Source organism: Erwinia sp. MYb375 (assembly GCF_037479175.1).
GTDB lineage: Bacteria > Pseudomonadota > Gammaproteobacteria > Enterobacterales > Enterobacteriaceae > Erwinia > Erwinia rhapontici.
In genome coordinates, this window is record NZ_JBBGZS010000011.1 from 87,664 (window position 1) to 100,951 (window position 13,288).

General features: G+C 53.2%; 10 protein-coding genes and 6 tRNA genes. 1 reads left to right on the forward strand and 15 read right to left on the reverse strand.

Features of this window, described 5'->3' with window-relative positions:
• Window positions 1–36: 36 nt before the first annotated feature.
• The 6 genes from WH279_RS02845 to miaB form a co-directional block, all read right to left on the reverse strand.
• Complete coding sequence (locus WH279_RS02845; RefSeq protein ID WP_339454960.1) at window positions 37–966, reverse strand: amino acid ABC transporter substrate-binding protein; 930 nt, start codon at window positions 964–966, stop codon at window positions 37–39.
• A gap of 402 nt (window positions 967–1,368) precedes the next feature.
• The gene (gene lnt, locus WH279_RS02850; RefSeq protein ID WP_339454961.1) at window positions 1,369–2,904 is read right to left on the reverse strand and encodes an apolipoprotein N-acyltransferase; all 1,536 of its coding nucleotides are present in this window, start codon (window positions 2,902–2,904) and stop codon (window positions 1,369–1,371) included.
• A 7-nt stretch (window positions 2,905–2,911) separates the two neighbouring features.
• On the reverse strand, window positions 2,912–3,790 hold the full coding sequence (gene corC, locus WH279_RS02855) for a CNNM family magnesium/cobalt transport protein CorC (RefSeq protein WP_339454962.1): 879 nt from the start codon (window positions 3,788–3,790) through the stop codon (window positions 2,912–2,914).
• A 128-nt stretch (window positions 3,791–3,918) separates the two neighbouring features.
• Window positions 3,919–4,386, reverse strand: a complete 468-nt coding sequence (gene ybeY, locus WH279_RS02860) for an rRNA maturation RNase YbeY (RefSeq protein ID WP_200641550.1) — start codon at window positions 4,384–4,386, stop codon at window positions 3,919–3,921.
• On the reverse strand, window positions 4,383–5,444 hold the full coding sequence (locus WH279_RS02865) for a PhoH family protein (protein WP_339454963.1): 1,062 nt from the start codon (window positions 5,442–5,444) through the stop codon (window positions 4,383–4,385). Before WH279_RS02865 ends, ybeY begins: the two co-directional genes overlap by 4 nt.
• Window positions 5,445–5,640: 196 nt before the next feature.
• Window positions 5,641–7,065 carry a tRNA (N6-isopentenyl adenosine(37)-C2)-methylthiotransferase MiaB gene (gene miaB / locus WH279_RS02870; protein WP_339454964.1) on the reverse strand — a complete coding sequence of 475 codons (1,425 nt, stop codon included), beginning with the start codon at window positions 7,063–7,065 and terminating at the stop codon, window positions 5,641–5,643.
• Between the two features lie 185 nt (window positions 7,066–7,250).
• Between miaB and ubiF the strand changes: the two genes are divergently transcribed.
• A complete protein-coding gene (gene ubiF / locus WH279_RS02875; protein ID WP_339454965.1) occupies window positions 7,251–8,429 on the forward strand; it encodes a 3-demethoxyubiquinol 3-hydroxylase in 1,179 nt (392 codons plus the stop codon).
• Window positions 8,430–8,531: 102 nt separating this feature from the next.
• On the opposite strand, the gene WH279_RS02880 is transcribed toward ubiF, so the two are convergent.
• The 9 genes from WH279_RS02880 to nagC form a co-directional block, all read right to left on the reverse strand.
• Window positions 8,532–8,606, reverse strand: a tRNA-Gln gene (locus tag WH279_RS02880).
• Between the two features lie 67 nt (window positions 8,607–8,673).
• Window positions 8,674–8,748, reverse strand: a tRNA-Gln gene (locus WH279_RS02885).
• Window positions 8,749–8,755: 7 nt separating this feature from the next.
• Window positions 8,756–8,832: transfer RNA gene (locus WH279_RS02890), tRNA-Met, on the reverse strand.
• Between the two features lie 41 nt (window positions 8,833–8,873).
• Window positions 8,874–8,948 (reverse strand) — tRNA-Gln (locus tag WH279_RS02895).
• 23 nt (window positions 8,949–8,971) lie between these two features.
• Window positions 8,972–9,056: transfer RNA gene (locus WH279_RS02900), tRNA-Leu, on the reverse strand.
• A gap of 10 nt (window positions 9,057–9,066) precedes the next feature.
• Window positions 9,067–9,143: transfer RNA gene (locus tag WH279_RS02905), tRNA-Met, on the reverse strand.
• Between the two features lie 220 nt (window positions 9,144–9,363).
• Window positions 9,364–11,028, reverse strand: a complete 1,665-nt coding sequence (asnB, locus tag WH279_RS02910) for an asparagine synthase B (RefSeq protein ID WP_339454966.1) — start codon at window positions 11,026–11,028, stop codon at window positions 9,364–9,366.
• A gap of 261 nt (window positions 11,029–11,289) precedes the next feature.
• Window positions 11,290–12,042: an HAD-IIA family hydrolase gene (locus tag WH279_RS02915; protein WP_133845775.1), complete on the reverse strand. Its 753-nt coding sequence runs from the start codon at window positions 12,040–12,042 to the stop codon at window positions 11,290–11,292.
• Between the two features lie 22 nt (window positions 12,043–12,064).
• A complete protein-coding gene (gene nagC, locus WH279_RS02920) occupies window positions 12,065–13,285 on the reverse strand; it encodes a DNA-binding transcriptional regulator NagC (protein WP_200641554.1) in 1,221 nt (406 codons plus the stop codon).
• Window positions 13,286–13,288 lie beyond the last annotated feature (3 nt).

Sequence of the window (13,288 nt, forward strand, 5' to 3'; positions counted from 1 at the left end):
CTGTTGACACGCGAATCAGTGCGTGTTTTTTCTTTGTTAATTCATTGCCTTGTCGTTAGGCGCTTTGAACAATGCCTTCATGTCGTCAGACAGGTCAAAGTCCATCGTCATATTTTTTGGTGGGATAGGTTGTTTAAACCATTTGTCGAACCACTTAGTCGCTTCGCCAGACGTTTGTGCCTGGGCAATCGTGTCGTCCATCAGTTTTTTAAACTCGCCATCACCTTTTCTCAGCATACAGCCGTAAGCTTCGTGAGACTGTGGGGTGCCAAGAATTTCCCAGTTAGCCGGTTTTTTCGCCTTAGCACGTTCGCCTGCCAGCAGAGCATCATCCATCATAAACGCAACAGCGCGGCCACTTTCCAGGGTACGGAAAGAGTCACCGTGATCTTTTGCACTGATGATACGCATGCCGAGTTTCTTCTCGTCGTTCAGCTTGTTCAGCAGAATCTCTGACGTGGTACCTGAAGTCACAACAACACTTTTGCCTTTCAAATCGGCGAAGTCTTTAATCGCGCCGCCTTTTTTCACCAGCAGGCGCGTACCCACGACGAAGATGCTGTCGGAGAAGCTGGCCTGTTTCTGACGCTCAAGGTTATTGGTCGTGGAGCCACATTCAAAATCGTAGGTGCCGTTCTGCAACAGCGGAATACGGTTCTGCGAGGTAATCGGCAGCATTTTGACTTGAAGGTCCGGTTTGTTCAGCTTTTTCTTGATAGCTTCAACAATCGCGTTGGAATAATCCTGAGAGTAACCCACAACTTTTTGCTGGTTGTCATAGTAGGAGAACGGGACGGAGGATTCACGGTGGCCAACGACGATCACGCCGTTTTTAGCAATCTTTTCCAGAGTCGATGCTTGCTGTTGTGCATCAGCTGCGGCCTGTGGTTTTGCGTCCTCAGCGTGAGCGATACCAGAGGCGAATCCTGCCAGTGCAAGGCAAAGCCCCAGTTTCCGTAATTTCATGTTCCAACTCCTTTGCAGTTGTGGCGCTAAATAAACCCACGCCGACGTGATGTGATGTGTGTATTTCCTGCTAGTTATCTGTTTTATTCACAGCGAAAGCGGTGTCATTCCCCCATAACATAGCTGAATGTTAATAGGTTGATGCGGAAAAGTTTCTTTTTTTGCGATGCACCCCGCACCAATTAAGTGCGATTCTTTCGGCAATGCTTCGCACAGGTGCAGTATCTGCGCCATGACGGTGCACGAACGATTTCGTAGCGACTTGCTATCGGGCTGACACACGTTTCACGGAAATATTTTGCAATCATCGTGCCAACGGCGGTTTTTTAACAGAAATGCAGCATAAGCTGTTGGGGGGCGCTGTAAAAATGCACGGGCGAGGCATGCCTCGCCCGGAGGGCGTTATGAACGGCGTGAACGCCAGGCGCAGAGGACACCAGCAAGGGCAAATAATAATGAGATAGCCCAGATACCCCAGTTGCCGATTCGGGCATAAGGTGTCAGCCCGGTCGTCGGCGTGACTTTGGCTGCCAGCACTTCCGCTTTGAACTGCGGAATAATCTGTGCAATCTCACCGTCAGCATTCACCACTGCTGTCACACCGTTATTGGTGCTGCGCAGCAGTGGGCGGCCGAGTTCCAGTGCACGCATACGCGCCATTTGCAGATGCTGCCACGGGCCAATGGAGTGACCGAACCAGGCATCGTTCGAGATCGTCAGCAGGAAGTTGGTATCCGGCCTGAAGTTGTCACGCACCTGCTGGCCCAGTACGATTTCGTAGCAGATGGCGGCTGTCAGATTGTAACCCGCAACCTGGAGCTGTGGTTGCACGTAGTCACCCCGACTAAAGGAGGACATCGGCAGATCGAATAACGGTGCCAGTGGACGCAGCAGAGTTTCCAACGGAACAAACTCACCAAAGGGCACCAGATGGTTCTTCTGATAGCGGTTCTTGTTGAAATAGTTGTAAGGCTGCGGTCCGCCCAGCACGATGATGGAGTTGTAGTCGTGGTAGCGATTGCCCTCGAGGCGTGAGTCAACAATGCCGGTCACCAGGCTACTGCCTCCCGCACGTAGTTGTTCATCCACGGCTTTCAGGAACGGCTGCTGGCGAGTTTCCAGGTCAGGAATTGCCGACTCTGGCCAGATGATGATCGGCGCTTTTCCTACAAACGGACGGCTGAGCGCGGTATAGGTCTTCAGCGTATTTACCAGCTGATCCGGATCCCACTTCATCGATTGTTCAATATTGCCCTGTACCAGCGCCACATCCACTGCCCGCTCAGGTAAAGGCTGGAACCAACTGATCTGACGCAGTGGCCAGGGGAGCAGCAGTAATGCCAGGGCGGCGACGCCAACAGCCAGACGGCGTTTCAGTACGGCATACACCGCCAGGCCGGCGATAATCATCAGCAGGAAGGTGATGCCTTCCACACCCAGTAACGGCGCCAGGCCTTTCAGCGGGCCATTAATCTGGCTGTAGCCAAACTGCAACCACGGGAAACCGGTCAGTACCCAGCCGCGCAGGAACTCCGTCATTTGCCACAGCACCGGAGCTGCCAGCGCCAGGCGCAGCAGCGTGGCTTTCGGGCTCAGGCGGTTGAGCAGAGCGGCAAACAACAGGGTGTAGAGCGACAGCCAGGCTGCCAGCAGGATCACAAGGAACACATTGACCGGGCCAGGCATTCCGCCGAAGGTGGCAATGCTGACGTATACCCAGTTTATGCCGCTACCAAACAGTCCCATGCCCCAGACAAAGCCGATGGCGCTTGCCTGACGCGTGGTACGGTTTAACGTCAGGGCCTGTAAGCCCATCAGAGAAACGAGTGCTGCAGGCCAGAAATCATAGGGGGAGAAAGAAAGGGTGCCAACGGCACCCGTGATAAGCGCTAAAAGCAGGCGAACCCGCTGGCGCTGGCAGAATAAGGCAAGTGCCATAAGTCGGTTACTCTTCCAGAGTCGGTTGCGGCGAATTTTCCGGGATTTTGACATGGACCTGAATAATACGGCGGCTGTCTGCCATCGCGACTTTAAACTGGTAGCCATCGATCTCAATGCTTTCACCCCGTGCCGGCAGATGGCCAAAGCCCTGCATCACCAGGCCGCCGATGGTATCCACCTCTTCATCGCTGAAGTGGGTATTGAAGACTTCGTTGAAATCTTCGATCGGCGTCAGGGCGCGAATGGTGTAAGTGTGGCGACTGAGCTGACGAATATCGCGATCTTCTTCATCGTCATACTCATCTTCAATTTCACCGACGATCAGCTCAAGGATATCCTCGATAGTCACCAGGCCGGACACGCCACCAAATTCATCAATCACAATAGCCATATGATAGCGCTGTGAACGGAACTCTTTCAGCATCCGGTCGACACGCTTACTTTCCGGCACCACCACCGCTTGACGCAGTACCTTTTCCATACTGAACGGCTCGGACTCACTGCTCATAAATGGCAGCAGGTCCTTGGCCATCAGGATGCCTTCAACATGGTCCTTGTCTTCGCTGATCACCGGGAAACGCGAGTGGGCAGACTCAATAATCACCGCCAGGCACTCTTCCAGCGTCTGGTTACGCTTGAGCGTGACCATCTGAGAGCGAGGGATCATGATGTCGCGTACACGCTGTTCGGCGATATCCATCACACCTTCCAGCATGTCCCTGGTATCCGGGTCGATCAGGTCATTCTGTTCAGAATCACGGATCAACTCCAGCAGGTCATCGCGGTTTTTCGGCTCACCGTGGAACAATTGGTTGAGAATCAGCGTAAAAAATCCCTTTTTGGTACTGGGACTGTCATTGTTTTGTGAATGGTCATCGCTCATGGCGTTTTTGAGTTTGTCTCTCTATCAATAAAATCGGCTGCCCCAGTTGGGGCAGGCGTGATGGCTTGTACAAATCTGTCATCTAAAGCCGCAGTGGCCTTCATTTTCAGGCGATACAAGCCAGGTACTTATTCTTTCTCCGAAATGTACGGATCGGGATAGCCAAGAGCAAGCATTATCTCGGTCTCCAGCGATTCCATCTCTTCGGCTTCGTCATCTTCAATGTGATCATAACCTAACAGATGCAGGCTACCGTGGATCACCATGTGCGCCCAGTGGGCCTCAAGTGTTTTTTCCTGATCGGCGGCTTCCGCTTCCACCACCTGGCGACAGATAATCAAATCGCCCAGCAGGGGAAGTTCGATGCCCGGAGGGGCTTCAAATGGGAAGGACAGCACGTTAGTCGGCTTGTCTTTCGCGCGATAGGTGTGGTTTAACTCACGGCTTTCCGCTTCATCAACCAGACGGATAGTGACTTCGCTTTCTGGCTGGAACTGCGGCAGTACCGCCTCCAGCCAGCGTTGAAAATCGGCTTCAACCGGCAGACCCTGCTCGCTTTCACAGGCGAGTTGCAGGTCCAGAATAACATTACTCATTTGTTCTCCTGTGAAGCTTGCTGGGCAGCCAGAGCTTCACGTTTCCGTTCTTCTGCCTGGGTATCTCGCCGTTTTTGGTCGGCAGCTTCCCAGGCTTCATAGGCAACGACAATGCGCGCAACGACAGGGTGGCGCACCACGTCTTCACTGTGGAAGAAGTTAAAACTCAGTTCATCCACATCGGACAGCACCTCAATAGCATGGCGCAGGCCGGATTTCAGGTTACGTGGCAGGTCAATCTGCGTCACATCACCGGTGATCACCGCTTTCGAGTTAAATCCAATACGCGTCAGGAACATCTTCATCTGTTCAATGGTGGTGTTCTGACTTTCATCGAGAATGATAAATGCATCGTTCAGTGTACGGCCGCGCATATAGGCCAGCGGTGCCACTTCAATTACGTTACGTTCGATCAGCTTCTCAACGCGTTCAAAGCCCAGCATCTCGAACAGTGCGTCGTACAGAGGGCGCAGGTAGGGGTCTACCTTCTGGCTGAGGTCCCCGGGCAGGAAGCCGAGTTTTTCACCGGCCTCAACCGCAGGACGGGTCAGCATAATGCGACGGATCTCCTGGCGCTCCAGGGCATCCACCGCGGCCGCGACCGCCAGATACGTTTTACCGGTTCCCGCAGGGCCAATACCAAATGTGACATCATGGTCGAGAATGTTGGCGACATACTGCGCCTGGTTTGGCGTCCGCGGTTTGATCACGCCGCGGTTGGTTTTAATATGAATCGCTTTACCGAACTCGGGCACGCTGTCGGCGGTCTGTTCAAGCACGCCGCTCTCTTTGATAGCCAGATGAATCTGTTCCGGGTCGATATCCGGGATATGGCCACGTACTGGTGCGGTATCCACATAAAGATGACGCAGAATGTCTACGCCAGCATGAACGCTCAGCGCACGTCCCACCAGCTTAAAGGCGTTTTCACGGCGGTTGATCTCAATACCCAGTCGGCGTTCCAGCTGTTTGATATTGTCATCAAATGGGCCGCACAGGCTCAGCAGCCGCGCGTTATCAATAGGTTCCAGCGTTACTTCACGTGTTTCAATATTCAAACTAATCCTTTGGGTCACACAGGGCCAGGTTGAGAAATGGATGACTGTCCGGCTTCAGCGCCATAAACGAATTATTTATGGCAGCACATAAAGCTGCAAGCGTCTGAGTGGATATTTGGGCGCGTCTTTCAGAAAGCAAGTGTAACGCAATGAAATCATACGGCGAACCCGGAAGGCTCGCCGCATTATTGAGGGATCAAGGTTGGAAGGTGCCGACGCCCAGTTCGTTCTCTTTACGCGTACGCGCAATGACGGAGGCTGGAGTTTCGATGCTGCGCAGGTCCATTTGATCTTCACCACGAACAAAAATGCCGCGTAGTGAGTTAGCATAGACATCGACGATGTCTACATCAACGAATTTGCCAATGTGTTCTGGCGAGCCTTCAAAATTCACCACGCGATTACATGCAGTACGGCCGGACAGCTCCATCACATTTTTACGTGAGGTGCCTTCGACGAGAATGCGTTGCACAGTGCCAAGCTTACGACGGCTCCAGGCCATCACCTGCTGATTAAGGCGATCCTGCAAAATATAGAGGCGCTGTTTTTTCTCATCGTCGGAGACATCATCCGGCAGATCGGCAGCGGGCGTTCCCGGGCGGGCTGAATAGATAAAGCTGTAGCTGGTGTCGAAATTGATTTCACCGACCAATTTCATGGTCTGCTCGAAGTCTGCCTGCGTTTCGCCAGGAAAACCGATGATAAAGTCAGAGCTGATTTGGATATCCGGGCGGGCAGCGACCAGCTTGCGAATAATCGCTTTGTATTCCAGCGCCGTGTGCGCACGCTTCATCAACGTCAGGATGCGGTCGGCACCGCTTTGTACCGGCAGGTGCAGGAAGCTCACCAGCTCTGGTGTGTCGCGGTAGACATCAATGATATCGTCGGTAAATTCGATAGGGTGGCTGGTGGTAAAGCGAATGCGGTCAATACCATCAATGGCGGCAACCAGGCGCAGTAGTTCAGCGAATGAGCAGATGCCGCCGTCGAACGTCTCACCGCGATACGCATTGACGTTCTGACCCAATAGGTTCACTTCACGCACGCCCTGTGCGGCCAGTTGGGCGATCTCGAACAGAATATCATCCGAAGGGCGGCTGACTTCCTCACCGCGCGTATAAGGCACCACGCAGAAGGTGCAGTATTTATTGCAGCCTTCCATGATCGAGACAAATGCGGTCGGCCCATCAGCACGCGGCTCGGGCATGCGGTAAAATTTTTCGATTTCCGGGAAGCTGACACCCACGACCGGGCTTTTCGTGCCACGCACCGTATTAATCATCTCCGGCAAACGATGCAGGGTCTGCGGGCCAAAAACAATATCCACACAGCTGGCGCGCTGGCGCAGCTGATCGCCTTCCTGTGACGCCACACAGCCGCCGACGCCGATAATTACATCGGGATTTGATTCCTTCAGTTTTCTCCAGCGGCCAAGCAAAGCGAAAACTTTTTCCTGGGCCTTTTCACGAATCGAACAGGTGTTGAGCAGCAGGACATCGGCATCTTCTGCCGCATCGGTCAGGGTATAACCATGAGTGCTGTTTAACAGGTCTGCCATTTTGGATGAGTCATACTCATTCATCTGACAGCCCCAGGTTTTAATATGTAGTTTTTTTGTCATCGACTTGCCATTTGTCATGCAGAAAGGAGTGCGGGGCGCGTATTGTAGTGCTTCGCTGCCAGTGAGGCCGGTGTTCTGAATGTCACAGAAAAATCCGGTACACTTACGAACGATCAGGATAACAGAATTCTGCCGGTGAGGTGTAGCTGCACAGCACGCGTGATACGGCCGGAGAAGGAAAAAAAATGACGGAAAAAAAACATAAAGTGGATGTGGCCATTGTCGGAGGCGGCATGGTGGGCGCTGCGCTGGCAAGTGGGCTGGCACAGCAGGGTTTTCAGGTCGCGGTACTGGAGCAGGCGGCACCGGCCGCGGTTGATGCAGCCAGCCCCCCTGACGTGCGAATTTCGGCCATTGGTGCGGCCTCTGTTGCACTGCTGAAGCAGCTGGATGTCTGGCCTGCGGTGCTCGGTATGCGCTGCGTACCTTATCGTAAGCTGGAGACCTGGGAGTGGCAGGCCGCGCATGTCGGATTCGATGCTGAATCGCTCGGCTTACCTGAGCTCGGTTATATGGTTGAAAACAGCGTATTGCAGCGTGCGCTGTGGCAGCGTTTGCAACAACAGGAGGTGGCGCTGTTATGCCCGGCCCGCCTGCGCGATTTACAGCAAGTTAACGGTGGCTGGCAATTGGCGTTGGAGAGCGGTGAGACCGTCACCGCCAGGCTGGTAGTGGGGGCCGATGGTGCCAATTCTCAGGTACGTCAGTTAGCGGGGATTGGTATTCACGGCTGGAACTATGCTCAGTCCTGTATGCTAATCAGCGTTCGCTGTGAACAGGATGCCGGGGATACCACCTGGCAGCAGTTTACACCAGAGGGGCCGCGTGCTTTCCTGCCGCTGTTCGACCGTTGGGCGTCACTGGTGTGGTACGACAGCCCGGCGCGTATTAGCCAACATCAGGCGATGACAATGCCACAGCTGCAAAAAGAGATTCAGGCGCATTTCCCGGCACGTCTCGGCCTGGTTACGCCGTTTGCGGCCGGATCCTTCCCGCTGGTTCGTCGCCACGCCACGCGTTATGTTCTCCCTGGCCTGGCGCTGGTGGGGGATGCAGCGCACACCATTAATCCGCTGGCCGGACAGGGCGTAAACCTGGGATACCGTGATGTTGATGCATTAATCAGTGTATTAAGCGAATCGCGTCTGCGGGCAGAGGATTGGGCGTCGACGGCGGTATTACAGCGTTACCAGCGTAAACGACAGAAAGATAACCTGCTGATGCAAAGTGGTATGGACCTGTTCTATTTCGCCTTCAGTAATCAGTCTGCGCCGCTTAAAGTGGTGCGTAATCTGGGGCTGATAGTGGCGCAGCATTCTGGTGTGTTAAAACGGCAGGCGCTGAAGTACGCATTGGGGTTGTAAGATTGCGGGGTGACCGGAACAGAAGGTCAACCCCTGCATGATCGTTGGTTTGGATTTTCTACAGACGTAAAAAAGCCCGCTTGCGCAGGCTTTTTTACTTTATGGCTGGGGTGCAGGGATTCGAACCCCGGAATGCTGGTATCAGAAACCAGTGCCTTACCGCTTGGCGACACCCCAATTTTTTATGCGACTGGCGAACCAGGCGTCTTCTTCTTTGCGACTCGTACTACCAGCCGTCTTTATATGGCTGGGGTGCAGGGATTCGAACCCCGGAATGCTGGTATCAGAAACCAGAGCCTTACCACTTGGCGACACCCCAATAAAATTGGTGGCTACTACGGGAATCGAACCTGTGACCCCAGCATTATGAGTGCTGTGCTCTAACCAGCTGAGCTAAGTAGCCTAATTTTACTGCTTTACAATACTAACATACTTCTAAAAAAATGGCTGGGGTACCTGGATTCGAACCAGGGAATGCCGGTATCAAAAACCGGTGCCTTACCGCTTGGCGATACCCCATCCGTGCAAACCGCTTATGGAAATGGTGCGGGAGGCGAGACTTGAACTCGCACACCTTGCGGCGCCAGAACCTAAATCTGGTGCGTCTACCAATTTCGCCACTCCCGCGCAAAAAAGATGGTGGCTACTACGGGAATCGAACCTGTGACCCCAGCATTATGAGTGCTGTGCTCTAACCAGCTGAGCTAAGTAGCCTTCTTTTTTCGCGTAACCTTCTGCGGCGTTGCGGGGCGCATTATGCGGAGTTGGCCTAAAAGCGTCAACAAGTTTTTTCCCGTTTTTTGTCACAATCGTGTTGTTTGACTGCCTTGTGAGCAGGATGACGATAAAATCAACGAATTCTGATGCTAACAGACGCAACGGCTAAATAAAAACGGGCCACAAGGGCCCGTTAGCGGTGATTTACCAGAACGTATTAGTAGGCGGACTGGTGCACACCTACGGCGCGACCTGATGGATCGTCCATGTTTTTGAACGCTTCATCCCATTCTATTGCCTTAGCAGACGAACAGGCCACTGATGGGCCGCCAGGGACGCATTCTGCTGCGCTTGGCAGCGGGAACAGCTCTTCAAAGATTTCACGGTACAAATACGCTTCTTTAGACGTTGGCGTGTTGTACGCGAAACGGAAGTGGGCGGTTTGCAGCTGTTGATCGCTGATCTGCTCTGCAGCCACTTCTTTCAGCGTATCAATCCAGCTGTAGCCCACACCATCAGAGAACTGCTCTTTCTGGCGCCATGCGACGCTGGCTGGCAGGTAAGATTCAAAACACTCACGCAGGATGTGTTTCTCCATTTTACCGTTGCTGCCACACATTTTGTCCTGTGGGTTGATGCGCATTGCCACATCCAGGAATTTTTTATCCAGGAACGGTACACGCGCTTCCACGCCCCAGGCTGACATCGCCTTGTTAGCGCGAGCACAGTCAAACATATGCAGCGCATGCAGTTTACGCACGTTCTCTTCGTGGAATTCACGGGCGTTCGGCGCTTTATGGAAGTAAAGGTAGCCGCCGAACACTTCGTCAGCACCTTCACCGGACAGCACCATCTTAATGCCCATTGCCTTGATTTTACGTGACATCAGGTACATTGGCGTAGACGCGCGGATGGTGGTCACATCATAGGTTTCGATGTGGTAAATCACATCGCGAATCGCATCCAGACCTTCCTGCACGGTGAAATGAATTTCGTGGTGCACGGTACCCAGATGTTCTGCCACAGCTTTCGCCGCCGTCAGGTCCGGCGATCCTTCCAGGCCAACGGCAAAGGAGTGCAGCTGTGGCCACCAGGCTTCGCTCTTATCCTGATCTTCTACGCGCTTCGCCGCAAAACGTTTGGTCACGGCAGAGATAATAGAAGAATCCAGGCCACCGGACAGCAGTACACCATAAGGGACATCTGACATCAGATGGCTTTTAACGGACTCTTCAAGTGCATTTTTCAACGCCGCTGCATCAGTGACGTTGTCTTCTACTGCGGCATAGTCAAACCAGTCACGCTGCCAGTAGCGGCGGATCTCGCCATCGGTGCTGGACAGATAGCTTCCCGCAGGGAATTCTTTAATGCTACGGCACACTGGTACCAACGCTTTCATTTCGGAAGCGACATACAGGTTACCGTGCTCGTCGTTGCCCATATACAGCGGGATAATCCCGATATGGTCACGGCCGATTAACCAGGTGTTTTTCACGCTGTCATACAGGATGAAGGCGAACATGCCTTGCAGGTCATCGAGGAAGTCGATGCCCTTTTCCTGATACAGCGCGAGGATCACTTCGCAGTCAGACTCAGTCTGGAACTCATAGCGATCGCTCAGTTCAGCGCGCAGCGCCTGATGGTTGTAGATTTCACCGTTCACCGCAAGTACGTGGGTATGCGCTGCGTTGTACAGCGGCTGTGCGCCGTTGTTAACGTCAACGATCGACAGACGTTCATGGACGAGGATCGCTTTGTCATCGGCATAAACACCGGACCAGTCCGGGCCACGGTGGCGCATCAGACGTGAAAGCTCCAGGGCTTTCTTGCGCAGTTCAACAGGATCGCTTTTCAGATCGAGTACACCAAAAATAGAACACATAAACAGCTCCCTAACGACTTACCTTGCGGTGATGATATTGGTTTAAAGCGACTATATCGCGTGATGTATAAGAAAATGCGCTAACCAGTGAGGTGATGCAAGTAATTTAGTCATGAGGTGAAAAATAGCCTGTTGACCAGGGTGAATTCTTAGTGGATATGCAAATTAAATAGAGTTTTATTGATGAATCGATAATGAATGGTGAAAAGTGAACAAGAAGTGCACACCGTGGGGGAGATGCCCGGCGGACCGGGCAGCGAACTAGATAATGTCGATATCGGCAACGGAAGGGTAGATCCAGGTAGGACGGAACGGCATCGCGTCAACGTCACTCAGGCTGGAGACTCCCGACAGAACCAGAATGGTTTCCAGCCCGGCCTGGAAGCCAGCAAGAATATCGGTGCGCAGGTTATCACCCACAATCACCGTTTCTTCTGAGTGCGCCTGAATCTTATTCAGTGCTGCACGCATAATCCACGGACTGGGTTTACCGACGTAAAAAGGCTGACGGCCGGATATTTTTTCGATGCCTGCGCAAAGCGCACCACAGGCTGGTGAGAAGCCATGCCCACGGCTGTCCGGGTTAGTCGCGATGAATCGTGCGCCATTGGCCACGAAGAAGGCAGCTTTATGCATCATGTCCCAGTTAAACGAACGGGTTTCTCCAACGATAACAAAGTCAGGATTGATATCGGTAATCGTAAATCCGGCTTTGTATAGCTCATGGATCAGCGCGCCCTCTCCGACCACATAGGCTTTCTTCCCTTCCTGACGCTTCAGGAAGTCGGCGGTGGCCATGGCAGAGGTATAGAACACGCTGTCCGGCAGTTCAATGCCGGCAGAGGCAAAGCGATTAGACAGGTCCATCGCGGTTTGGGAAGGGTAGTTTGTTAACACCACCAGCGGCATATTATTGCCGACGATGCGTTGTAAAAACTCACGCGCACCGGGGACGGCAGTATTGTCGTGCATCAGCACGCCGTCGATATCACAGATTACGTTCTTTATCGTCATGCGTTCAGAGTCCATCATTCAATTAACCTTCCAGCAGGCGCTGAAGCAGAATTCCGTTGAGCATGGCGCGTTTTACCAGTGCAAAAGCACCAATGGCCGATCGGTGGTCGATCTCCGAGCGTACAACGGGCAAATTTTTACGGAAAGCTTTGAGTGCCTGAGTATTAATGCAGCCTTCAATTGCCGGCAGCAGCACTTTATCTGCTTCCGTAATTTCACCGGCAATGACAATTTTTTGTGGATTGAACAGATTAATGGCAATGGCGATCGCTTTGCCGAGGTGACGGCCAACATGTTCAATCACTTCAGTTGATAGCGCATCTCCGCGATTGGCGGCACGGCAGATAAGTTGAATCTGACAATCATCAAGGGTGAGGCTGCTGGGATAACCCTGCGTGAGCAGATGGCGCACGCGATGTTCAATGGCGCTGTTGGCGGCGATAGTTTCAAGACAGCCAAAGTTGCCGCAGTGGCAACGCTCGCCTAACGGATCCACCTGGATGTGCCCCAGCTCACCCACGTTGCCGTTGCTGCCGAGGAAAATCTGACCGTTAGCAATAATCCCGGCACCTGTTCCCCGATGAACACGCACCAAAATGGAGTCAGCACAATCGCGCGATGCGCCAAAATAGTGCTCTGCCAGGGCCAGGCTACGGATGTCATGGCCGACAAAACTGGTGACATTGAATCGTTTTTCCAGGTTGGCGACCAGCGGCCAGTGGCTGACGCTGATGTGTGGCATATAACGAATAATGCCGTTTTTCGGGTCGACCAGGCCTGGCAGAATGACGGAGATCGCAATCAGTTCGCGCAGCTTGCGCTGATGCAGCTCGCTAAAGTCAGCAATGGCCTTAAACAGCGCGTTTTCGAGGGTTTCCTGCGTGCGTTCGGGCAGTGGGTAGTGCTCTTCCGCCAGCGATTTTCCGCTTAAATCAAACAGGGTGACGGTGGCATCGTTGCGACCAAGGCGCACGCCAATGGTATTAAATCCGCGGGTTTCCGTAATGATAGAAATCGCCCGGCGCCCCCCGGTAGAAGCCTGTTGGTCAACTTCTTTAATCAGACCACGCTCAATAAGCTGACGCGTGATCTTGGTGACACTGGCGGGGGCGAGCTGACTGTGCTCGGCAATCTGGATTCGTGAGATAGGGCCCTGCTGATCGATGAGCCGGTAGACGGCTGCACCATTAAGTTGTTTAACAAGATCAACATTTCCAATTTGAGCCTGGCCGCCAGTGGTCATTAA

What these genes read in the sequence shown, in the direction of transcription:
- asnB (WP_339454966.1), bottom strand. Translation starts at nt 11,028, where the DNA reads ATGTGTTCTATTTTTGGTGTACTCGATCTGAAAAGCGATCCTGTTGAA.
- corC (WP_339454962.1), bottom strand. Translation starts at nt 3,790, where the DNA reads ATGAGCGATGACCATTCACAAAACAATGACAGTCCCAGTACCAAAAAG.
- lnt (WP_339454961.1), bottom strand. Translation starts at nt 2,904, where the DNA reads ATGGCACTTGCCTTATTCTGCCAGCGCCAGCGGGTTCGCCTGCTTTTA.
- ubiF (WP_339454965.1), top strand. Translation starts at nt 7,251, where the DNA reads ATGACGGAAAAAAAACATAAAGTGGATGTGGCCATTGTCGGAGGCGGC.
- nagC (WP_200641554.1), bottom strand. Translation starts at nt 13,285, where the DNA reads ATGACCACTGGCGGCCAGGCTCAAATTGGAAATGTTGATCTTGTTAAA.
- ybeY (WP_200641550.1), bottom strand. Translation starts at nt 4,386, where the DNA reads ATGAGTAATGTTATTCTGGACCTGCAACTCGCCTGTGAAAGCGAGCAG.
- WH279_RS02915 (WP_133845775.1), bottom strand. Translation starts at nt 12,042, where the DNA reads ATGACGATAAAGAACGTAATCTGTGATATCGACGGCGTGCTGATGCAC.
- miaB (WP_339454964.1), bottom strand. Translation starts at nt 7,065, where the DNA reads ATGACAAAAAAACTACATATTAAAACCTGGGGCTGTCAGATGAATGAG.
- WH279_RS02845 (WP_339454960.1), bottom strand. Translation starts at nt 966, where the DNA reads ATGAAATTACGGAAACTGGGGCTTTGCCTTGCACTGGCAGGATTCGCC.